The organism is Shinella sp. HZN7, assembly GCF_001652565.1.
Lineage (GTDB): Bacteria > Pseudomonadota > Alphaproteobacteria > Rhizobiales > Rhizobiaceae > Shinella > Shinella granuli.
The window spans coordinates 52,820-73,435 of record NZ_CP015747.1 but is presented as its reverse complement, the minus strand read 5'-3'; the positions used below and the strand labels follow the sequence as shown (position 1 = coordinate 73,435).

General features: G+C 60.2%; 16 protein-coding genes and 2 pseudogenes. 16 read left to right on the top strand and 2 right to left on the bottom strand.

Annotated features, from left to right (window positions below; genetic code table 11):
* Positions 1-20: 20 nt before the first annotated feature.
* The 10 genes and pseudogenes from shn_RS34355 to shn_RS34310 all read left to right on the top strand — a co-directional run bounded on the left by shn_RS34355 (position 21) and on the right by shn_RS34310 (position 10,683).
* Complete coding sequence (locus tag shn_RS34355) at positions 21-959, top strand: ABC transporter permease (RefSeq protein WP_064334899.1); 939 nt, start codon at positions 21-23, stop codon at positions 957-959.
* On the top strand, positions 956-1,807 hold the full coding sequence (locus tag shn_RS34350) for an ABC transporter permease (protein WP_064334898.1): 852 nt from the start codon (positions 956-958) through the stop codon (positions 1,805-1,807). The genes shn_RS34355 and shn_RS34350 overlap by 4 nt, the downstream gene beginning before the upstream one ends.
* Positions 1,804-3,483, top strand: coding sequence for an ABC transporter ATP-binding protein (locus shn_RS34345; RefSeq protein WP_064334897.1), 1,680 nt, complete (start codon positions 1,804-1,806; stop codon positions 3,481-3,483). Before shn_RS34350 ends, shn_RS34345 begins: the two co-directional genes overlap by 4 nt.
* Before the next feature lie 39 nt (positions 3,484-3,522).
* On the top strand, positions 3,523-5,040 hold the full coding sequence (locus shn_RS34340) for an ABC transporter substrate-binding protein (protein WP_064334896.1): 1,518 nt from the start codon (positions 3,523-3,525) through the stop codon (positions 5,038-5,040).
* A gap of 141 nt (positions 5,041-5,181) precedes the next feature.
* A pseudogene (locus shn_RS34335) lies at positions 5,182-5,372 on the top strand (transposase domain-containing protein); the annotation flags it as partial.
* A 275-nt stretch (positions 5,373-5,647) separates the two neighbouring features.
* The gene (locus tag shn_RS34330) at positions 5,648-6,238 is read left to right on the top strand and encodes a helix-turn-helix domain-containing protein (RefSeq protein WP_064334894.1); all 591 of its coding nucleotides are present in this window, start codon (positions 5,648-5,650) and stop codon (positions 6,236-6,238) included.
* Complete coding sequence (locus shn_RS34325; protein ID WP_064334893.1) at positions 6,231-7,457, top strand: type II toxin-antitoxin system HipA family toxin; 1,227 nt, start codon at positions 6,231-6,233, stop codon at positions 7,455-7,457. The genes shn_RS34330 and shn_RS34325 overlap by 8 nt, the downstream gene beginning before the upstream one ends.
* Before the next feature lie 638 nt (positions 7,458-8,095).
* Positions 8,096-8,992, top strand: coding sequence for an ABC transporter substrate-binding protein (locus shn_RS34320; RefSeq protein WP_064334892.1), 897 nt, complete (start codon positions 8,096-8,098; stop codon positions 8,990-8,992).
* Entirely contained in the window at positions 8,992-9,903 is a 912-nt protein-coding gene (locus shn_RS34315) for an amino acid ABC transporter permease (protein WP_064334891.1), read from the top strand. The genes shn_RS34320 and shn_RS34315 overlap by 1 nt, the downstream gene beginning before the upstream one ends.
* A gap of 3 nt (positions 9,904-9,906) precedes the next feature.
* Positions 9,907-10,683, top strand: a complete 777-nt coding sequence (locus shn_RS34310) for an amino acid ABC transporter ATP-binding protein (RefSeq protein WP_064334890.1) — start codon at positions 9,907-9,909, stop codon at positions 10,681-10,683.
* A 26-nt stretch (positions 10,684-10,709) separates the two neighbouring features.
* Here shn_RS34310 and shn_RS34305 read toward each other — a convergent pair whose 3' ends face one another.
* A complete protein-coding gene (locus tag shn_RS34305) occupies positions 10,710-11,588 on the bottom strand; it encodes a LysR substrate-binding domain-containing protein (RefSeq protein ID WP_145926167.1) in 879 nt (292 codons plus the stop codon).
* Between the two features lie 107 nt (positions 11,589-11,695).
* Here shn_RS34305 and shn_RS34300 point away from each other — a divergent pair.
* From shn_RS34300 to shn_RS34280, 5 genes and pseudogenes are all read left to right on the top strand, one after another.
* Positions 11,696-12,909, top strand: a pseudogene (locus tag shn_RS34300) (PLP-dependent aspartate aminotransferase family protein).
* Between the two features lie 42 nt (positions 12,910-12,951).
* Positions 12,952-14,340, top strand: coding sequence for a M20/M25/M40 family metallo-hydrolase (locus shn_RS34295; protein ID WP_064334889.1), 1,389 nt, complete (start codon positions 12,952-12,954; stop codon positions 14,338-14,340).
* A gap of 136 nt (positions 14,341-14,476) precedes the next feature.
* Complete coding sequence (locus tag shn_RS34290; RefSeq protein ID WP_245337567.1) at positions 14,477-15,853, top strand: lyase family protein; 1,377 nt, start codon at positions 14,477-14,479, stop codon at positions 15,851-15,853.
* A gap of 240 nt (positions 15,854-16,093) precedes the next feature.
* Entirely contained in the window at positions 16,094-16,360 is a 267-nt protein-coding gene (locus shn_RS34285) for an AbrB/MazE/SpoVT family DNA-binding domain-containing protein (protein WP_064334888.1), read from the top strand.
* A complete protein-coding gene (locus shn_RS34280) occupies positions 16,357-16,755 on the top strand; it encodes a type II toxin-antitoxin system VapC family toxin (RefSeq protein WP_064334887.1) in 399 nt (132 codons plus the stop codon). Before shn_RS34285 ends, shn_RS34280 begins: the two co-directional genes overlap by 4 nt.
* Positions 16,756-16,921: 166 nt before the next feature.
* On the opposite strand, the gene shn_RS34275 is transcribed toward shn_RS34280, so the two are convergent.
* A complete protein-coding gene (locus shn_RS34275) occupies positions 16,922-18,217 on the bottom strand; it encodes a hypothetical protein (protein WP_064334886.1) in 1,296 nt (431 codons plus the stop codon).
* 442 nt (positions 18,218-18,659) lie between these two features.
* On the opposite strand from shn_RS34275, the gene shn_RS34270 reads away from it, so the two are divergent.
* Complete coding sequence (locus shn_RS34270; protein ID WP_064334885.1) at positions 18,660-20,594, top strand: hypothetical protein; 1,935 nt, start codon at positions 18,660-18,662, stop codon at positions 20,592-20,594.
* Positions 20,595-20,616: the final 22 nt, after the last annotated feature.

The following is a 20,616-nucleotide window of genomic DNA, read 5'->3' as shown; positions in this document are numbered from 1 at the left end:
CGCCTTAGGCGAGGTTGAGCATGCACCGGTACAAGTTCGTCCTCTATCGCCCCATTCAATTCCTTCCGGTGCTGTTCGGCATCAGCGTCGTTACCTTCGTGCTGGTGCGGCTCATTCCCGGTGATCCCGCCCGGGTTCTGCTCGGCGCGCGGGCGACACCCACGGCCATCGCCAACATCCGGCGCCAATACGGCCTCGATGAGCCGATGTGGCTGCAATATTTCTACTTCGTGAAAAACCTGCTCAACGGTGAGATGGGCAAATCGATCCTCTACAAGATCGACGTGCTGAAGCTCATCTTGACCCGGATCGAGCCGACGCTCGTGCTGGTGCTGGCAAGCGTGGTGCTTTCGGTGCTGATCGCCGTGCCGATGGCAGCGCTTGCCGCCCGCAACCACGGCCGGTTTGCCGATCACGCGGTGCGCGTCATCTCGACCGCCGGCATCGGGTTCCCGCCCTTCTGGCTGGGGCTGATGCTGATCATCCTATTCAGCGTCAATCTGGGCCTCCTGCCGGTTTCCGGCTATGGCGAGACCTTGGGCGCGAAGGTTGCCCACCTGGTCCTGCCCAGCCTGACGATCGCGCTGTCGCTTTCGACCGTGCTGACGCGCAGCCTGCGGGCGGCGATGGTGGAAGGCCTGCGCTCGGACGTCGCGACCGCGGCGCGGGCGCGCGGCATGCCTGAGCGCGTGGTCTTCTGGCGCCATGTCGTTCCCAATTCGATGGTGCCGACCATCAACCTGCTCGCCGTCAATATCGGCTGGCTGATCGGCGGGACGGTGGTCATCGAAAGCGTGTTCGCCATTCCCGGCATCGGCCAGCTCCTGGTGCGGGCGATCTTCTCGCGCGACTACATGGTGGTGCAGGGCGTGGCGATGGTGCTTGCCTGCGCCACCGTGCTCATCAATCTCATCGCCGACATCGTGACCGTCGCCGCCGATCCGCGGGTGAAGCTATGAGCGCGCGGACCATCGGCGGAAAATGGATGGGCTGGCAGGGACGGCTCGGCCGCCAGCCGGCCTTGATGTTCGGCGCGGCGATCCTGGTCGCCTTCGTGCTGATTGCGCTGCTCGCGCCCTATATTTCGCCCTATGATCCGATCCTGCAGAATGCCGAGGTCCGCTTGCAGGCTCCGTCCTGGGCCCATCCGTTCGGAACGGACAATTTCGGCCGCGATGTTCTCTCGCGGGTCATCTGGGGCGTGCGGATCGATCTCCAGATCGCGATCCTGGGTGTCATCTTTCCCTTCGTCATCGGCACGCTGGTTGGCACTGTGGCGGGGTTTTTCGGCGGGATCGTTGATACGCTCTTCATGCGGCTGATCGATATCATCCTGGCGTTTCCCTTCCTCGTGCTGGTCCTGTCGATCATCGCCATTCTCGGGCCGGGCCTCGGCAGCTTCTATATCGCGATGGCGCTGGTGGGGTGGGTCTCCTATGCGCGGCTGATCCGCGCGCAGGTGCTCGTCCTGAAGAGCAGCGACTATGCCGTCGCAGCCGTGAGCCTCGGGTTCAGCCGCACGCGCATCATGTTCCGGCATCTCCTGCCGAACGCGATCGCGGGCTCGGTGGTGTTCTCGATGTCGGACGCCGTGCTCGTCCTGCTCAACGGGGCGGCCATCAGCTATCTGGGGCTTGGCGTCCAGCCGCCGATCGCGGAATGGGGTATCATGGTCGCCGAAGGCCAGCCCTTCATCACGACGGCCTGGTGGATCACGCTTTTCCCGGGCCTGTCCATCGTCATGCTCGCCTTCGGCTTCAGCATGTTCGGCGATGCGCTCGGCGATGCTCTGGGGGTGAAGGAATGAGCGCCCCCGTTCTCAGCGTCAGGGACCTCACGGTCACCTTGAACTTGCCGGGCGCCGGGCCGCGCGTGCTGCTCGACAAGGTTTCGCTCGAGCTCGGCAAGGGCGAGGTGCTCGGGCTGGTCGGCGAAAGCGGTTCGGGAAAGAGCCTGTTCTGCCGCACGCTGGTCCGCCTCCTGCCGTCCCGGAACATGCGGATCACGGACGGCCGCATCCTGCTAGGAGATGAGGATCTGGCCAGGGCGAGCGAGGCGCAGATGCTGGACGTTCGCGGCGGGAGGATCGGGATGATCTTCCAGAATCCGACCAGCCATCTGGATCCGGTGATGACGATCGGCGACCAGCTGACCGAAGGGATCCGGTTTCATCAGGGGCTGGATGCCCGTGCCGCGCGCAAGGCGGCGGTCGCGATCCTGCACCAGATCGGCTTTCTCGAGCCGGAGCGGCAGTTCGACGCCTATCCGCACGAATTTTCCGGCGGCATGCGCCAGCGCGCGATGATCGGCGTCGCGCTGTCGTGCAATCCGGAGATCCTGATCGCCGACGAGCCGACGACCGCACTCGACGTCACCATCCAGGCGCAGATCCTGCAATTGCTGATGGACATACGCCGTGAGCGCGACCTGTCGATCATCCTGATCACCCATGATCTCGGCATCGTGGCACAGACCTGCGACCGCATCGCGGTCATGCGCGAAGGCCGGCTCGTCGAGCAGGGCAGGAAGCGCGACCTGCTGCGCGCGCCCGTCCATCCCTATACGAAGGCGCTCATCGGCAGCCATCCATCGATGCCGTCTCCTTCGGCGGGGCAAGGGGCGGCGGCCCCCAAGGCTATCGGGACGCCGGCGGACAAGCCTCTCCTGGAGGTGGACGATGTCAATGTCCGCTTTCCCGGCACGGGCAGCCTGTTCGGCGGACGGTCCGGCGCGGTCCATGCGGTCGCGGGGGTTTCGCTCCGGATCCTGCCGGGCGAGACGGTCGGCATCGTCGGTGAATCGGGCAGCGGCAAGAGCACCCTGGCGCGGGCGATCCTGGGGCTGACGCCGATCGCTTCGGGCAATGTCGTCTTCGACGGAACGAGCCTGCGCGAGGATCGCGTCGCGTTTCTGGGTCGGCTACGCCGCGAGACGGCGATGGTCTTCCAGGATCCGTACAATGCCTTGAACCCTCGTCTTTCCATCGGCGATATGCTGACCGAGGTGCTGAAGGTTCAGGGCCGCACGCCGGCTGCCGATATTCCGGCGCGGGTCGGCGAATTGCTCGATCTCGTCGATCTCGGCCGCGAATTCGCCGCGCGGCGACCGCGCAGCATGAGCGGCGGCCAGTGCCAGCGGGCCGGGATCGCCCGGGCGCTTGCGGTGAACCCGCGCCTGATCATCGCCGATGAGAGCACGGCGGCCCTCGACGTCACCATCCAGGCGCAGATCCTCGATCTGTTCCGCGTGCTGAAGCGCAAGATGAATCTGACCTTGCTGTTCATCGCCCACGACCTTGCCATCGTGCGCAGCCTCTGCGACCGGGTCGTCGTCATGCATCGCGGGCATATCGTCGAGCAGGGAGCCTCGGCGCAGGTGTTCGAGCATCCCGCGCAGCCCTATACGCAGGCGCTGATCCGCGCCATTCCCGATATCGACCCGGACAAGCCGCTTCTGCCGCAGGCGGCACGGGAGGTTGCATAGGCGAAAGTGACATCCAGACCAATCAGAAGGGAACAGACGATGAAGAACAAATGGATGAAAATGAGCGTGGCGGCCGTGATGGCCGGCCTGTCGTTCGGCGCGGGCATTGCCGAGGCGGCGGGAGTGCTGACCATCGGCCGGCGCGAGGATTCGACGACCTTCGACCCGATCAAGACGGCGCAGAACATCGATTTCTGGGTGTTCTCCAACGTCTATGACGTGCTGATCCGCGTCGACAAGTCCGGCAAGGAGCTGGAGCCGGGCCTGGCGGAAAGCTGGACCGTTTCCGAGGACGGGCTGACCTATACCTTCAAGCTGCGCGACGCCAAGTTCTCCGATGGCTCGCCCATCACCGCGGACGATGCCGCCTACAGCCTCCTGCGCATCCGCGACGACGAGGGCTCGCTGTGGAGCGATTCCTACCAAGTGATCGATACGGCGACGCAGGGCGAAGACGCGCGCACCCTGGTGGTGAAGCTGAAAACCCTTTCGGCGCCGTTCCTCGCCTCGCTTGCCATGCCGGGCGCCTCGATCCTGTCCAAGGCAGGGCTCGAATCCATGGGTGCCGACGCCTATGCCGAAACCCCAATCGCCTCAGGCGCCTTCACGCTGAAGGAATGGCGTCGCGGCGACCGCGTCATCCTGGAGAAGAACCCCAATTTCTGGGAGGCTTCCCGCGTCAGCCTGGATGGCGTCGAATGGATTTCGGTACCCGACGACAATACCCGCATGCTGAACGTGCAGGCGGGGCAGCTAGACGCCGCCCTCTTCGTGCCCTTTTCCCGCGTGGCCGAATTGAAGAAGGATCCGGAGCTGGTCGTCACGCAGGACACCTCGACCCGCGAAGACCATCTTTTGATCAACCACGAGCACGGCCCGCTCGCCAAGAAAGAGGTGCGCGAGGCGCTCGACATGGCGATCGACAAGCAGGCGATCGTCGACACCGTGACGTTCGGCCTGGGCGAGGTCGCCAATTCCTACATCCCCAAGGGCGCCCTCTATCACGACGACAATGCGCTTCAGCGCCCCTATGATCCGGAAAAGGCAAAGCAGATGCTGGCGGATGCCGGCGCTGCCGACCTGACGCTGAACTATGTCGTCAATGCCGGCAACGAGGTGGACGAGCAGATCGCCGTTCTGCTGCAGCAGCAGCTTGCGAAGGCCGGCGTGACCGCGAACCTGCAGAAGGTCGATCCGAGCCAGAGCTGGGACATGCTGATCGCCGGCGATTACGACCTCTCGGTCATGTACTGGACCTATGACGTCATCGACCCGGACCAGAAGACGACCTTCGTGCTCGGCCACGATTCCAACATGAACTACATGACGCGCTATCAGAACGAGAAGGTGAAGGAACTCGTGGCCGATGCGCGCATCGAGATGGATCCGGCCAAGCGCGAGGCGATGTACATGGAAATCCAGAAGACGGCCAAGAGCGACGTCCACTGGATCGATCTGTACTATAGCCCCTTCATCAACGTCACGCGCAAGAACGTCCAGAACTTCTACCAGAACCCTCTCGGGCGCTTCTTCCTGGAAGATACCGTGAAGAACTGAGACCTTACGCCTTGCCGTGCGGTATTACCCCGCACGGCAAGGCGGTAAGCCTGCGAACCATCACCGGATTCGCTCGCAGAGAGGTCGTGTTGCGTAAATTTGCCCAGATACTTTTGATCGCCGTTATCGCCATAGTCGCCGTTGTTCGCCGGCTTGGATGCTGGGGGGGCGAGCGCGCGACCGTCATCTATACCATGATCGAAACATGCCGCATGAATGGCATCGATCCGCAGGCCTACCTGGCCGACATCATCGACCGCATCGCCGATCACCCGGCCAACAAGGTCGATGAACTGCTCCCTTGGGACTGGGTGCCGCAAGTGCGTCAATAAGTGTCCACTTGCCTCTAAGTGGACACTTGGCCTTCGGCGTCGCATCAAAACGCGACCATCACGTCACGCTTACGTTCCGACCCCTAACCGGGACGTTAGAAAAGTCGATTTGCCTGTGCCCGGCCATCCTACAGGGGCTGCTCGAACTAATTTGATATATTATAATATATGAATTTCTCGAATAATACGCTATTGAATATCATTATTGTCAATGCTGGTAGAAGTTCCTATATATTATCCTGTATGAATGGCTACATGTGATACAGGATCATGTTATGTCGTATAAGACCGAGCACATCACCCAGCAGATACGCGCAGTACGCGAGGCTAGGAACATGAGCCAGCGCGAGCTAAGTGCGCGCTCGGGTCTGACGCAAAGCCATATTTCCCAGATAGAGCGGGGCACAATGGAGCCGGGGCTTTCCAGCCTCGTGGATGTCGCGCGCGCGCTCGATCTGGAGATCGTGCTTGCACCGAAAAAGCTCATGCCGGCGATCGGTAATATCCTGGGGAGTGCATCGGTCACCGGCGACATGCTGACTTCACAGCAGCGCAAGTTGGTCAGGCGCCTCGAGCGCTGGCTGGCGAAGGGGAGGGAGCAGTTCACCATCTCCTCGGAGGCAGATACGCTCAAAGACAGCCTCGCGCTCCTGCGCTATCTGCCGCTATCGGCCGACGAGCTGGACAGGCTCAGGGACGTGTCCCTTCAACTGGATCATTGGCAGGATGATCCGCCAACCAGCAAGGCGCTGGGCGAGTTCGCGCGCGCCATAAGACACCTGCGTAATGCGGCAGTGCATCGCGACCGCGATGACGCCGTTCCTCGTTCGGCCTATGCGCTGGATGAGGAGGACGAAGATGCCTAAGGTCACCGTGCTGGATGTCAGGCTGTACGGCGAACTGATTGCGACCCTGACCAACCTGCAGGACGGACGCACCATCTTCGCCTTCAACGAGGCCTATATTGAAGACGAAAGGCGACCCACGCTCAGCCTCTCCTACAAGGATACGTTCGGCGCGCTGGTTACAAAGTTCCGACCGTATAACATGGTTGTGCCACCTTTTTTTTCGAATCTTTTGCCGGAAGGGCCGCTGCGCAGGTATCTCGCTGATCGTGCCGGCGTGAAACCAACGCGAGAATTCTTCCTGCTGTGGATGCTGGGCCGCGACCTGCCGGGTGCTGTGACCGTGCATCCCTCCGAAGGCGATGATACGCCTCCGGACGACGAACTGGACGGGATCGAAGCACGACCGAACGCGTTGCGTTTTTCGCTGGCCGGCGTGCAGCTGAAATTCTCGGCGTTCAAAAACGACGGCAAGGGCGGCGGACTTACCATTCCGGCGGAAGGAACGGGTGGTTCGTGGATCGTGAAACTGCCGTCGCAGCAATATAGCGGCGTACCCGAGAACGAGTTCTCGATGATGACGATCGCCAACCTGATGGGCATGCATGTACCCCAAATCCAGCTGGTCGATCTCAATGCCGTCAGCGGCCTGCCGCAAGGCATTGGCGAGCTGCAGGGGCAAGCGTTGGCGATCAGACGTTTTGACCGCACAGCGGACGGACTGATCCATATCGAGGATTTCGCGCAGATATTCGGTGTGTTTCCCGATCACAAATACGACAAGGGTAATTACCGCATGATCGGTCGCGTCCTGGGAATCGAGACGGGGGCGGCTGATGTCGCCGAGTTCATCCGGCGGCTCGTGTTCAGTACCCTGATCGGTAATGGTGACATGCATCTGAAGAACTGGTCGCTCATCTATCACGATAGGCGAACACCGATGCTTTCCCCCGCTTACGACCTGCTATCGACGATCCCCTATATCGAGGGCGAAGACACGGCGGCGCTGAATTTCTCGCGCACGAAGAAAATGGCGGCGCTATCGATGGATGAGCTGGCGCATCTTGCTGCCAAGGCGGAATTGTCCGAAAATCTGGTGCTCGACACGGCGCGTGAAACGGTGGAGCGTTTCCGCGTGGTCTGGGACGCCGAGAAGAACAATCTGCCGATGGCAGCCAAAGTCCGCGACATGATCGATGCGCACGTGCCATCGATCGAACTCTATCGTGAATGTACGTGACGGAAGGCGACAACCTGCCGCTATGCTTTTTCGCAAAAAGGTAGAACTGAGGTCGGAACCGGGTTCAACGGATTGTTGAATTCGAAAGTAGGGACAGAAGCAGCCCAAAAGGGATTTTGCCTGCAGTAGGATTGTTCCGCTGGTCCGTGGCCGGTTTTTGCATCGCCACTATCAATCGAGATGAAGTGACTTAAGGCGTGGTCGAGTTCTCGGATTGATCTCCAATCACGTCTGCAAATTTTCACATTAACCGCACAAGCTTGTCGATCTCGCTTGGCTCCCAACTTGCAGAGACGGAAAGGGCTATCTTCTCGCGTGCCGCATCAATCTTGCCGGTCATCGCCTTGCCCTTCGCCGCCACTACAACGCCTCTGGACCAAACGTCCCCTAGTCCCGAAGCTGAGCTGAGATTTCGAGTTGCGCGATCGGGATTGCTGTAACTCAGTTCGAACGGCGTACGTCGTCTTGACGCCGAATTCACGGCATCGAGGACGAGAGCAATAACCTGTGAGAATAGAGTGGGCCAATCTTATTATTGGACGGCCTTTTCCGCTCCCCCCATACTGGCAGAGTCGGATGATGATGTCGGTCCTCCCAAGCGTCACTCAATCCGTCCCAAAACGATATGGGGAACATCAATGTTCAAGACACTCGCCTTCTTGCCAATGATTGCAGCCATCGCATTGACCGCTTCCGGTAACGCTGCAACAGCTCAAAGCTTCGATACCTCCTCGATCAAGACCGACGAGGCCCTGGCCGCCCGCGTGCCGGAGAAAATCAAGTCGGCCGGCGTGCTGACGATCGGGTCCGATACGGCATATGCTCCATGGGAATTCCTGAGTGAAAAGGACGGCCAGACACCCGAGGGCATCGACGTCGACATCGCTAACGCGATCGGCAAGAAGCTCGGCGTGAGAATTGATTTCCAGACCTCTGCATTCGAAGCGATATTGCCCGCTCTCGGCACCAAGTTCGATCTCGGTGTTTCGGCCTTCTCCATCACCAATGAACGCATGAAAGCCGTCAATTTCGTCAGCTACGCGGATACGGGCAGCATGTGGGCCGTCAAGGCCGGCAACCCGACGAAGTTTGACCCGAGCGATCTCTGTGGTCGCAAGATTGCCATTCAGTCGGGCAGCTACCACGAAAAGGCGGTCATCGAGGAAAACGACCTCTGCAAGTCTGCCGGCAAAGCAGAGATTGAAATCCTGCCATTCTCCAAGCAGCCCGAAGCCCTCACCCGCGTTGCCGCTGGCGGCGCCGACGCGACGGTCTCCGGCGAAGCCGGTATCGGATACGCCGCCAAGCAGTCGTCAGGTGCATTTGAAACGCTCAAGCCAGGTGACGGCGTTCTCAGCAAACACGGCCCAAACGGTATCGCGGTCGCAAAGTCGGACATGGCTTTGACCGAACTCGTTGCAGATACCATCAATTCTCTTATCGCGGACGGCACTTACAAGGCGCTGCTCGACACTTGGGGCGTCGGCTCGGTGATTGTCGAGAAGGCGATGGTCAACCCCGAAGTCAAGATCTGATGGCTTCCGAAATCGATAACATGGGGATCGGTATCAAGCCGGTCTCCATAGAAAAGCCGGCGGTGACGCGCAATGTCGTCGTCCCGCGGCGTCACCCCGGTCGCTGGCTTGCCATTGCTATCCTGGCGGTCCTGGCTTTGCAGATCGGACAGGCCGTTTCGACCAATCCCAATTTCCATTGGGACATCTACTCGACCTATCTGTTTTCTCCGCAGGTCATTCGCGGCGTAGGCTGGACGCTGCTTTTGACGGTTGTTGCAATGACGGTGGCGATCGTGGTCGCAGCCCTGCTGGTCATCATGCGCGACAGCGACAATCCCATCCTTCGCAGCATTGCCTATGGCTGGGTGTGGTTCTTCCGAGGAACGCCGATCTACACGCAGTTGCTGTTCTGGGGCCTGTTTGCGGTGCTGTTCCCGAACCTCAGCCTCGCCATTCCTTTCGGGCCCGAGATCGTCAGCGTCGAGACGAAACTTATCGTTACGCCGGCCATAGCCGCGATCCTCGGCCTCGGTTTCAACGAGTCGGCCTATCTGACGGAGATATTCCGCGCCGGATTCAATTCGCTCGACAGGGGACAGGCCGAAGCCGCGCAGGCGCTCGGCATGAAGCCGGCGAAAATCTGGTGGCGCATTCTCATGCCGCAGGCAATGCGGGTGATCATTCCGCCCACGGGCAACGAAACCATCGGCATGTTGAAGATGACGTCGCTGGTGCTCGCCGTCCCGTTTACGCTTGATCTGACATTCGCGACCAATGCCATCTCCAATCGGCTCTACCTACCGATCCCGCTCCTGCTGGTGGCCGGCACCTGGTATCTCGCGATCACCAGCCTGCTCATGGTCGGCCAGCATTTCCTCGAGCGCCATTTTGGTAAGGGCGTTTCCGTTCATCCGGCACGGATGGAGTAGGTCATGGACGCACATATTTCCGAGTTTTGCGTCGAGATGCAGAACATCCACAAGTTCTACGGCCATGTGCATGCTCTCAAGGGTGTGGACCTGCGCGTGAGGCGGGGCGAAGTCTGTGTTGCCATCGGCCCTTCGGGATCCGGCAAGTCGACGCTGCTTCGATGCATCAATCAGTTGGAGAGCATTTCGGCGGGCCGTGTCTTCCTTAAGGGCGAGTTGCAGGGCTTTACCGAACGAGACGGCCGCTTTCACCCGTTGTCTAAGGGACAGATCGCAACGCAGCGACGGCTTACCGGAATGGTCTTTCAGCGCTTCCACCTGTTCCCGCACATGACAGCTCTGGAAAACGTGATGGAAGGCCCCTCGCATGTGAAAGGCTGGCCAAGGGAGCAGGCGCGCAGGAAAGCTGATGAGCTCCTCAACCGCGTCGGTCTGGAGGGGTTCGGAAACCGATATCCAGGCCAGCTTTCCGGCGGCCAGCAGCAGCGTGTCGCCATAGCCCGTGCGCTCGCCATGGAGCCGGAGGTGATGCTGTTCGACGAGCCGACATCCGCACTCGATCCCGAACTGGTCGGCGAGGTGCTCGACGTCATCAAGGATCTGGCACGAAGCGGCATCACCATGGTCGTCGTCACCCACGAGATCGGCTTTGCCAGAGAGGTGGGCAGCCACCTTGTGTTCATGGATCAAGGGCAAATCGTCGAAGAGGGACATCCGCGCATGATGCTTGCCAATCCGCAAAATCCGCGAACCGCGGCCTTTCTTTCCAAGGTTCTCTGAGCATGCTCGTGACCGAAGGAAAAGGCTCAGATCGCGTTGCGCAGTTCCCGGATGAAGTCTTCAAGGATCGTGGATGGAAGGCGGTTGGGCGGCGTGATCAAAAGCGTGCGGAAATGAAGCGCCGGCTCGAAAGGCCTGAGCGTCAGACCGTGACCCTGATAAGGCTCGGCGGTGAGCGGGTTGACCAGCCCGATGCCGATGCCAGCAGCAACCATGGCGCAGATCGTCGTCGAGTAAGGCGTTTCTATCACGGTACGAACGGAGACGCCCGCCTCTGCGAAGGCGATCTCAGCTTCACGCCGGGTCGTGTCTTCGGGCGCGAGCGCGACAAAAGCCTGACCGGCGAGGTCGGCGGGACGGATGATCTCGAGCGCCTCGAGCGGATGTCCTTTCGGCAATGCGACAGCCACACGGAACTGGGCGAATTCCTTGACCTCGACGCCCGTGCGGTCGATCTCGTCGGCCACGATACCGAGGTCGAACTGCCCGGTGGCGACGAGATCACGGACATTGGAGGACATGCGTGCCTGGAAGGTGATGGCCACATTCGGGTTGCTCTTCATGAAGGCGTGCAGGGCCCGGGGCACGACATTGGTAGACAGGGCCGAAAGGCAGGCGATCCTGATCTCGCCAGAACCGTAGTCGCGGATGCGGGCGGCCGCGCCGCGCAGATGCGTCAGCCCCAGGAATGCTTGCTCGACCTCCCGGAAGAAGAGCTGACCTTCCTGGGTCGGTTGCAGCCGTCCCTTGATGCGCTTGAAAAGGTCGAAGCCAAGCGAGCGTTCGAGCTCTTGAATCATCTTGCTGATGGCGGGCTGGGAGACATGCAGCACCTCGGCAGCCCGCGCTGTGGTGCCATTCGTCATTACCACCTTGAAGACCTCGACCTGCCTAAGGTTCACCATCCACTCCGTACGAAATTAATAACCTCAAAGAATAGCAGTAGCGCAAGAATGCTCGTTTCGGAATTGGTTTCCGTCAGCGTTCGGCGTTTCTCCGGAAAGGTTCGTCCATGAACGATCTCACCCAATGCGTCCTCACGCCAGACGTCTCGACAGAGGGTTTTGCACCGCTCGGGTAGGCGTGCATCGTGCTTCGACGATCGTCTTTAAGGATGCAGCGGCCTATGAATCCCGCGGCGGGCGCGGCCACGAGGGCTATTCCTACGGCCTTTACGGCACGCCGACGACACGCACCCTTGAGGCCAAGCTGACGAGCCTCGAAGGTGGCGCGTGGAGTTTTCTTGCTCCGTCAGGGCAGGCCGCCAATGCGCTCGCGGTGCTCCCATTCCTAACGGTGGGAGATCATATCCTGATCGCCGATACCGCCTATCCCCCAATGCGAGACCTGGCGGAGACCGATCTGCGCCGTCTCGGCGTCGAGGTTGAATTCTTCGATCCCCAGTCGCCGGAAGACGTCGTCTCGAAGATGCGGAAATCGACGAGGGTCGTCTGGTGCGAAAGCCCCGGCTCCACCACTATGGAGATCCTCGATCTGCCGAGGATTGCGGATATCGCCCATGAACATGGCGCATTGGTTGGTGTCGACAATACCTGGGCGACGCCGCTCAATTTCAAACCCCTCACGCATGGGGCGGATATCGTCACGGAAGCGCTGACCAAATTCGTATCCGGTCATTCCGACGTGCTGATGGGGTCGATCACCATCCGGGATGCCGCATTGATCAAGCCGATCCGTTCGCTGATCGGCCGCATGGGCATTGGCGTTTCGTCCGACGATGCATCGCTCGTCCTGCGCGGCTTCGAAACGCTGGGCGTACGGCTGCGGCATTCCGAACGGGTGGCTCTGGATTTCGCCCGCCGGATCGCGAGCCACCCGGCCGTCGAACAGGTCCTTCATCCGGCCCTTGAAACCTTTCCCGGTCACGCGCTGTGGAAACGGGATTTCCTCGGCTCGAGCGGCGTGTTCAGCGTCGTCTTCAACGAAGAGGTGTCCGCGCATGTCGCAGCCTCACTTGATGCCTTGAGGGTCTTTGCCATCGGAGCCTCTTGGGGCGGCACGCGCAGCCTAGCCGCGCCCATGTCCATCGAGGGCTTCCGCAGCGCGACGGCCTGGGCCGGCCCTCTCGTCATCCTCCGGCTCAGTATCGGGCTCGAGGACGAGGGCGAGCTTTGGGCTGATATCGAGCGACTGCTCGCGACTCTTGATGCCGAGACGCGCAGGGTGGCCAGAGAGATGCCTGCGAAGACGGCCCGCCAGGGCTGATATCGCGAGTATAGATTTCCACAAGATCCGGAAGGATGAAGCGTGCCCAAGACAGAAGACGTGCTCCGCGATATCGACGGAAACTTCGATACCGCGCTCGGCAAGCTCTTGGAACTGGTCTCTATACCATCAATCTCCAGCGAGCCATCGGGGAAAGACGGTATCGCGCAGGCGGCGGAGTGGCTGAAACGTGAGCTCTCAACCATCGGGCTTGTCGCCGAAATTGTCGAGACACAGGGCCATCCGGTCGTGCTGGCTCGCTCCGCTATCGGCACGGCCGTGAACGCCCCACGCCTGCTGTTCTACGGACATTACGATGTCCAGCCGGTCGGCGATCTAGACCAATGGAAACATCCGCCGTTCGCACCGACCATCCTCAAGGAGGATGGCGTTCACCGGTTCTACGGGCGCGGCGCATCCGACAGCAAGAGCCAGCTCTGGACCTTCATCGAGGCGCTGCGGGCGTGGAAGAGCGTGCATGGTGAGTTTCCCGCAGAGGTCATCGTTATGCTCGAAGGTGAGGAGGAGTGCGGATCGCCGAGCCTGCCCGATTTCATCAGGGCGCACAGGCAGGACCTGGCATGCGACGTCGCCTTCATCTGCGATGCAGAGATGTGGTCGGCGACCGAGCCGGCCATTACCACCCAGCTCAAGGGTCTCGTGCATGAGCGGATGACGATTTCCGCGCCGAATCCCGACCTTCATTCCGGGCATTATGGTGCCGTCGCCGCCAATCCGATCCGGGTTCTCGGTACCATTCTGGCAAGCCTGCATGACGACAAGGGACGCGTTGCCATCAAGGGTTTCTATGACGGCGTGCGCGACATTCCGGACTCGGTGCGCCGGCAATGGCAGGCGCTCTCGAAACAGCCGGAGCTGTTTGCCGATGTCGATCTCACCGGTGGGATTGTGGAGGAGGGCTATTCGCCGATCGAGGCCATGTGGGGCCGTCCGACGCTCGACATCAACGGCATCACCGGTGGCAATCAGGGCCCCGGTGAACGCTCGGTTCTGCCGGGAACGGCAACAGCACGCCTTTCCTTCCGCCTTGTCGCCGGGCAATCACCGGAAACGATCCGCCAACGGTTTCGCAACCATGTCGAACGTTTGCTCCCGGACGGCTGCCGGGTGGAGTTCGAGGGTCATGGCGGCAGTTTGGCCGTCGTGCTGTCGCAGGACAGCCCCTTCTTGAAGGCAGCTGCGCGCGGACTGGAAAAGGAATGGGGGACGCCCGCCATCCTGCGCGGCACGGGCGGCGCCATCCCGCTGGTTGAACAGTTCAGCGACGTCCTTAAGACCGAGTGCGTGGTGATCGGCTTCATTCTTCCGAGCGACGCCATCCACGCGCCCGACGAGCGCTATGACGGCGAGCGGCTTCACCGAGGCACCAGAAGCTGGATCCGGATCTTCGAGGAGATCGGGCGCGGATGACCAGTCAGGTGTAACCGGTTCAATGATGTCGAAGGCCCCAACTCCACCAGGAACGTCCGCCCCGTCCGCTCGCCTAGAGGAGGATGCGCTTGGCACGCGACTGATATCCGATGACATCGCCTACGGAATCCAGACCGTGCGTGCCATCGAGAACTTTTCGATCTCCGGCCGCACCATTGCCGATATGGAGGGGTTCGTCCCGGCCATCCTGACGATCAAGCGCGCTGCCGCACGTGCCAACCGGCGCGCGGGCAAGTTAGAGCCACACTTGGCCGATGCGATAGATTTTGCTGCTGCCGCCTGCCTGACGGACATGCGCAGGCAGGATTTCCCCGTGGATATCTATCACGGCGGGGGCGGAACGGCGGCGAACATGAATGTGAACGAGGTGCTGGCAAACCGGGCGAGCGAAGTCTTGACCGGGCGATTGCGGCCGGATCCGGTGCATCCGAACACGCATGTCAACATGAGCCAATCCACCAACGACGTCATCCCTTCCGCCATGAAAATGGCGATCGGTGGAGAGCTGAATGCCCTTGCGGAGGTCCTCACAGGCCTGACGGAGGCCATATCCCGAAAAGAGAGAGAATACGCAGGCGTCGTCAAACTCGCCCGCACCTGTCTTCAGGACGCGCTGCCCATCACCTTCGGCCAGCAGTTCTCGGGATACCGAGCCGCATTCGAGCGGCAGGCGGCCGGACTTCGGATTCTCGAAGATGGTTGCCTGGGTTTGCCGCTCGGGGCCACCGCGGTTGGAACCGGTCTTGGCGCTTCCACGCAGTATCGGGCCTTCATCTTCGACGAATTGCAGGCCCTGACCGGCAAGCGCTATCATGCCGACCCCAACCTCTTCGATGCCTTGCAAAATGCGGATTTCTGGATCCGCGTCTCGGCGTGGCTGAAGACGATTGCGGTCACCCTGTCCAAGCTCGCGTCCGATCTACGGCTTATGGCGTCGGGCCCTCGTGCCGGTCTCAACGAAATCACTCTGCCGGCGGTGCAGCCTGGTTCGTCCATCATGCCTGGGAAGGTCAATCCTGTCCTGCCGGAGATGATCATGCAGGTCGCCTTCCGGGTGATCGGCAACGATGCCACGATTACCCGGGCAGCTGAAGGCGAACTCGATCTCAATGTTTGGGAATCCATCATTCTGGAGGGTCTGAGCGAATCCATCCGGCTGATGCGACATGCGATCCCGCTTTTCGTTTCCGGCTGTGTGACGGGTATCGAGGTCAATTCTGCCCGCGGATCCGCGGACGCATTCTCCTCACTCGCACTCGCGACGGTGCTTGCCGATATTTTTGGCTATCCCGCTGCGTCGCGCGTCGCACGACATGCGAGAAACCTCGGCCTCTCAATCTCCGAATCCGCAGTTGATTGCGGTCTGATAAACCAAAAAGATGCGGACCGTCTGTTCGATAACGTGTCCATCTATGCCAATGTTGAACAGAGCGAAGCTATCATCAGTGAAGTTCGAGCATCGGCTCTGCAAGCTTCGACTTCATCGTCATGAGTGCTTTGCCTCAATCCATTACCATTTTGTCGTCTATGGATTGGCAGTACCTTGCTCGGGCTTTCTACCTGGGTAATACCGTTCGCTTTGAGACTTGTCGCACTCTTCACGCCAATGGCGCTGACACGGTCGTCTCTTGAAGGCGGTCGTCTTTCCGCGGGCTTGGCGCAAAAGCCGGCAGCGTTGATTGTAATTGGATTTTACATTACTATTTGTGCAACAATCCCGCCGGAGGCTAAAATGGCATCGCTTGCAATTACGGCGAAGGGGCAGGTCACGCTGAAACGAGACCTGCTGCGACATCTCGGGTTGAAGCCGGGAGAACGCGTTGAGTTTGAAAAGCTGCCCAACGGTGAGCTGCGGGTGCGGGCGGCGCGTCCCACTGGCACGATTGACGGCTTTCTTCATGCGCTTGATGGCAAGGTGAAGCTGAAAAAGCCGCTGTCGATCGAGGAGATGAATGACATTGCAGCGGCAGGTTGGGCTGGCCGCCTAGGCGAGGAATGAAAATCACCGCGGATACCAACGTTCTTGCGCGTGCGATCCTGCAGGATGATCCTGACCAATGCCATGCCGCTCGCGAACTCCTCAGAAGTGCGTCCTTGATTGCGGTTTCGCTGCCGTCTCTGTGCGAACTGGTTTGGATCTTGCGGCAGGGCGCGAAGCTATCGAAGGACGATGTATCCATTGCGATCCGCAGACTGCTTGATGTGGGTAACGTTGTCATGAACCGCCCGGCCGTCGAGGCCGGGCTGGCGCTTCTGGACGCGGGCGGAGATTTCGCCGACGGCGTCATCGCCTATGAAGGAAAATGGCTCGGTGGCGAAACTTTCGTGTCATTCGACAGGAAAGCCATTGCGCTGTTGTCGAAACAGGGGGAAGCAACACAGCTTCTGTCCTAACGATCTGATGCTCCTTTGAAGACGCTCTCTTAATAGCGTCTTGCGATGACGCGACTGCCAAAGTACCGCAAAACATCGTCGCCGTGACAAGCATCGCAGTGCCGAGAAACGCCGTCATGGCGCCGAACATCACGCCTGCCGTAAGGATGGACGCTGTCTTCCAGAATCATGCGTGGCGATCGAGCAAGTGCGCTCGGGTCGTGGCGTAACCGCACTGGATATCGAACCTGTGGTTCCGGATCTGTTCGAGGATCTCCCGGATGCGAAGAACGGCCCGGCCGTCGAATTCTCCAACCCCGAACGCTCTGGCGGCCCAGCCGAGATCGTAGCCCTTGATGAAGAAGTCAGGCTGGGCGACGGCCTTTTTGATGATCTCGTCAAGTTCAAAGTGGGTGCGCGCGACGGGGATCTTCAATCCGTCCCAGATCTGGTCGAATTCGACATATTTCGCCGTGACGGCAACCTTGCCGGCCAGCGCTGCCTCCAGCAGCATGGTGCTGTTCACGGAGATCAGGATATCGCTGGCGGCGATGGTTTCCTCCGCAGTCAGGAGGTAGAGGCTTGCGTCGTCGATGACGATGGAGCCGCTTGAGCTTACCTCCTGGTAGACCTCCGGATCGAGGATCGAATCCCTTGAGGGCGGCGTGCGGATGATCAGCTGGATGTCGCCCTGCTTTGCGATCGCCGCAAGATGCAGGATGGCCTTGTTCTGGGCCGCCCGCGCCACTTCGGTGTCGTACTGGCTGTCCAGTGGCTGGGCGGCAAAGGTCATGATCGGCCTGCCGGGATCGAGCCCCAGCACCGAGGCTGCGCGCTTCGCATCGGCGGTGGAAATGGTCGCCAGATAGTCGAATTTCGGGGCGCCGACCTTCACGATACGCTCCGGCGGATAACCCCGCGAGATGAAGATGCGCTCCTGCGTATCGCCCCAGGCCAGCACGAGATCGCAAAGGGGAACGTTCATACCCATTCTGGGATGGACGTAATACATGTCCTCCTTGGCAAAGACCGATTCATGCGGCACCAGGATCGTGGGAATGCCGAGCCGCGCCGCGCCGTAGACTAGGCGGCGCATCACGGGAACCCAGTCGAGGGTCACCATAAGCCCGATGGCGGAATTCCGGTAGGGCGCGAGCTTGTGCATTACCATGCGGTCGTAGACCGCCGGTTGCCGTTCCGCATAAAGCAGGGCGTCGACCCGCCGCCTCTTGTTGGCGGGATCGATGAGGATGCCGATATCCTTGAAGGGCAGGCGCTCGCCGTCACTGACCAGATCGATCAGCTTGTCCGTATGCTCCGGAATCCAGGACTGGTACAGAAACGTTGGAGTATTTGAAGCGCGCGCAATGGGGCTGTTGCGCTTGAACCAGCTCGGAGGTTCGGCAAATTCGGGCGGCAGAGGTATCGGCTTCGGCGCGAAAAGTGCGGGGGCGAGCTTCTTCACGAGTTTCGCTATATGCATAATCTTCTTGGTCCTTCCGAGACTCGTGGCAGACAGGGCGCTACCCCCTGAACCCCGGATATGTTCAGGTTTGAGATTTCAGGCACGGCAACTCACGCGGAGAGCGATATCCCATAGCCTTGCGCGGGTGAAGAATAATGTCGTGGTAACCCCCGAAGGCGCACAAATTCGAAGCGACACCAGGCAGGCACGAACGATCATATCCGTCTTCCCCGGTTTGATGTGAGTTTGGGAATGCAGCCAAATATCGTTCAAGCCTGTTCTGGACAACCGTGTCTACATCGGCAAGGAAGATTGCACTTGATGTTGCAAGAGGCAATCGAAAGAACCTGCCGGTTTGGGAGTGAGGATTGTCTGCGAGAGGGGGGCGATTGTGGTTGCAGGAAGAATTCTGGATATCGCAAACGCGCTATATCGATATGCGCTTGTCCCATGGGAAAGATTGAGGCCCGACGACAAACCGCTTCGGATCCTGCTCTCGCGCAAGACTTCCGCCGATATATTGGAAAAGTACTTTCCGGACGAGCGCGTCCTTTCGTTCAAAAGCTCCCTCTCCCGATGGGAATTCCATACGAAATGCGTTCCCTGGATACTGTCCGATCGGCGGGCCGGCATTTTTCATACCGCAAACCAGTTGCCGGACTTCGTCCGGGCCTTCTGCCAGCGCCGGGGCATTCCGATCGAGAATATTGCCCGTACGCGGCCGGCGGCCTATACCGCTGCGGTGCTTGCCCAGGGCAAGCCGGTGTTTCTTTATATGCCCTGGGCGCCAGAGCACGATGATGCGCTGATCGATCGCATCAAGAGCGATGCCTATGAATTGCTTGCCTTCAAAATGCCGAAGGACGCGGGCGGCAAGGAGGTTAGGCACTCCCTGTCGCACCTTGCGATCTCCGATCCCGATCTCTGCCGGAAGAGGATCATGCGAAAGCTCACCCCGCTTCGGCCCATCCTTTCGGGTATCGTCCTGACATCCGATCGGGCACCGGTGATGCGAAGCCTTGTGGAGGCCTGCCGGGACCTTGGCCTTCCGACGTTCCTGCTCCCGCATGAGCCCGCATCCATCGATCCTGCAAGATACTATCGGAATCCGAAAACCGGGACCTCCCTGCCAGTCTGTGACGTCATCCTTGCTTGGAGCCGGCTTCAACAGGAAATCTTTCTGGAGCGCGGCTATCCGGCGGAGCGGCTTGAAATCGTCGGTGCAGGCGCACTCGACAGCAACGCATCCGATCGCATTCGCAGTTATCTGACGGACGTTGCGACCGGCCATACTAGGGTCGAGCCGATGCCTTCCACGCATGAAAAGCTGTCGCAGGGACAGGTGATCGATGTTGCGGCCATTGCCAGCAGCGAGGAGGTCCTTCAGTCGATCCAGTGTTTCTTGCCGCAGCTCCTCAATGTGCGCACGCTGAAAAGCAGCTTGACGCAGGATGTAGAGGAGATGGCGGCCGTCGAGATGTTCTTCCAGTGGGGTGTGAAACGCACCGACGCCAAGGATCATCAACGATCCCTGGCGCGCCGTCTTCGCAAGCCCCTGATGGTCATCGAAGACGGCTTCATCCGCTCTATGAAGATCGGGTTATCGGGGGAGCCGGGGCTCTCAGTCATCGTCGACGATACCACGTCCTATTACGATGCGACGCGCCAATCCGGCCTGGAGCGTGCGCTGGAAGACGGGCGGGCATTGACGGACGTGGAGCGCCAACGGGCCTTGCTCGCCATCCGCCAGATCGTCGACAAGCGTGTATCGAAGTACAATCATGCTCCCACCGCACCCATTACCGTGGGGCGCGGCGGAGAGCCGAAGGTTCTGGTCGTCGACCAGCGGCGTGGGGACCAGTCCATCCGAAGCGGTCTTGCCAATAAGGGAAGCTTCGAAACAATGCTTCTCGATGCGATTTCTACCCATCCGGACCACGACATTCTGGTGAAGGTGCATCCGGATGCCATTATCGGTGGAAAGTCCGGTTATTATACCGAGGACTTGCCCTATATTCCCGAAGGGGAGCGTTCACGGGTTTTCCTCGTCAGCAATGATGTTAACCCGTTTGTGCTGATAGACCTCGTCGATGCGGTTTTCGTGGTCTCATCCGGCATGGGCTTCGAGGCGCTCATGGCGGGCAAGCCCGTGCATTGCTACGGCGTGCCGTTCTATTCGGGATGGGGTGCCACCATCGACCACAAACCCATGGACCGCCGCACACGCAGACGCTCCGTCGAGGAGATTTTCCATTTCGCCTATATCGAGGCGTCCCGATATGTCCACCCCGAAACCGGGAAACGGATCGAGGTGGAAGAGCTTGTCGCCCTGATCGGAGAAAGGGCAGGCAAGACGGCATCCGGAAATTCGGGAGAGGCTTTTCCACCCGCCTGACGAGACAGACACCGGACCACCA

What these genes read in the sequence shown, in the direction of transcription:
- shn_RS34325 (WP_064334893.1), top strand. Translation starts at nt 6,231, where the DNA reads ATGCCTAAGGTCACCGTGCTGGATGTCAGGCTGTACGGCGAACTGATT.
- shn_RS34315 (WP_064334891.1), top strand. Translation starts at nt 8,992, where the DNA reads ATGGCTTCCGAAATCGATAACATGGGGATCGGTATCAAGCCGGTCTCC.
- shn_RS34285 (WP_064334888.1), top strand. Translation starts at nt 16,094, where the DNA reads ATGGCATCGCTTGCAATTACGGCGAAGGGGCAGGTCACGCTGAAACGA.
- shn_RS34355 (WP_064334899.1), top strand. Translation starts at nt 21, where the DNA reads ATGCACCGGTACAAGTTCGTCCTCTATCGCCCCATTCAATTCCTTCCG.
- shn_RS34320 (WP_064334892.1), top strand. Translation starts at nt 8,096, where the DNA reads ATGTTCAAGACACTCGCCTTCTTGCCAATGATTGCAGCCATCGCATTG.
- shn_RS34345 (WP_064334897.1), top strand. Translation starts at nt 1,804, where the DNA reads ATGAGCGCCCCCGTTCTCAGCGTCAGGGACCTCACGGTCACCTTGAAC.
- shn_RS34305 (WP_145926167.1), bottom strand. Translation starts at nt 11,588, where the DNA reads ATGGTGAACCTTAGGCAGGTCGAGGTCTTCAAGGTGGTAATGACGAAT.
- shn_RS34275 (WP_064334886.1), bottom strand. Translation starts at nt 18,217, where the DNA reads ATGCATATAGCGAAACTCGTGAAGAAGCTCGCCCCCGCACTTTTCGCG.
- shn_RS34310 (WP_064334890.1), top strand. Translation starts at nt 9,907, where the DNA reads ATGGACGCACATATTTCCGAGTTTTGCGTCGAGATGCAGAACATCCAC.
- shn_RS34330 (WP_064334894.1), top strand. Translation starts at nt 5,648, where the DNA reads ATGTCGTATAAGACCGAGCACATCACCCAGCAGATACGCGCAGTACGC.
- shn_RS34280 (WP_064334887.1), top strand. Translation starts at nt 16,357, where the DNA reads ATGAAAATCACCGCGGATACCAACGTTCTTGCGCGTGCGATCCTGCAG.
- shn_RS34340 (WP_064334896.1), top strand. Translation starts at nt 3,523, where the DNA reads ATGAAGAACAAATGGATGAAAATGAGCGTGGCGGCCGTGATGGCCGGC.
- shn_RS34350 (WP_064334898.1), top strand. Translation starts at nt 956, where the DNA reads ATGAGCGCGCGGACCATCGGCGGAAAATGGATGGGCTGGCAGGGACGG.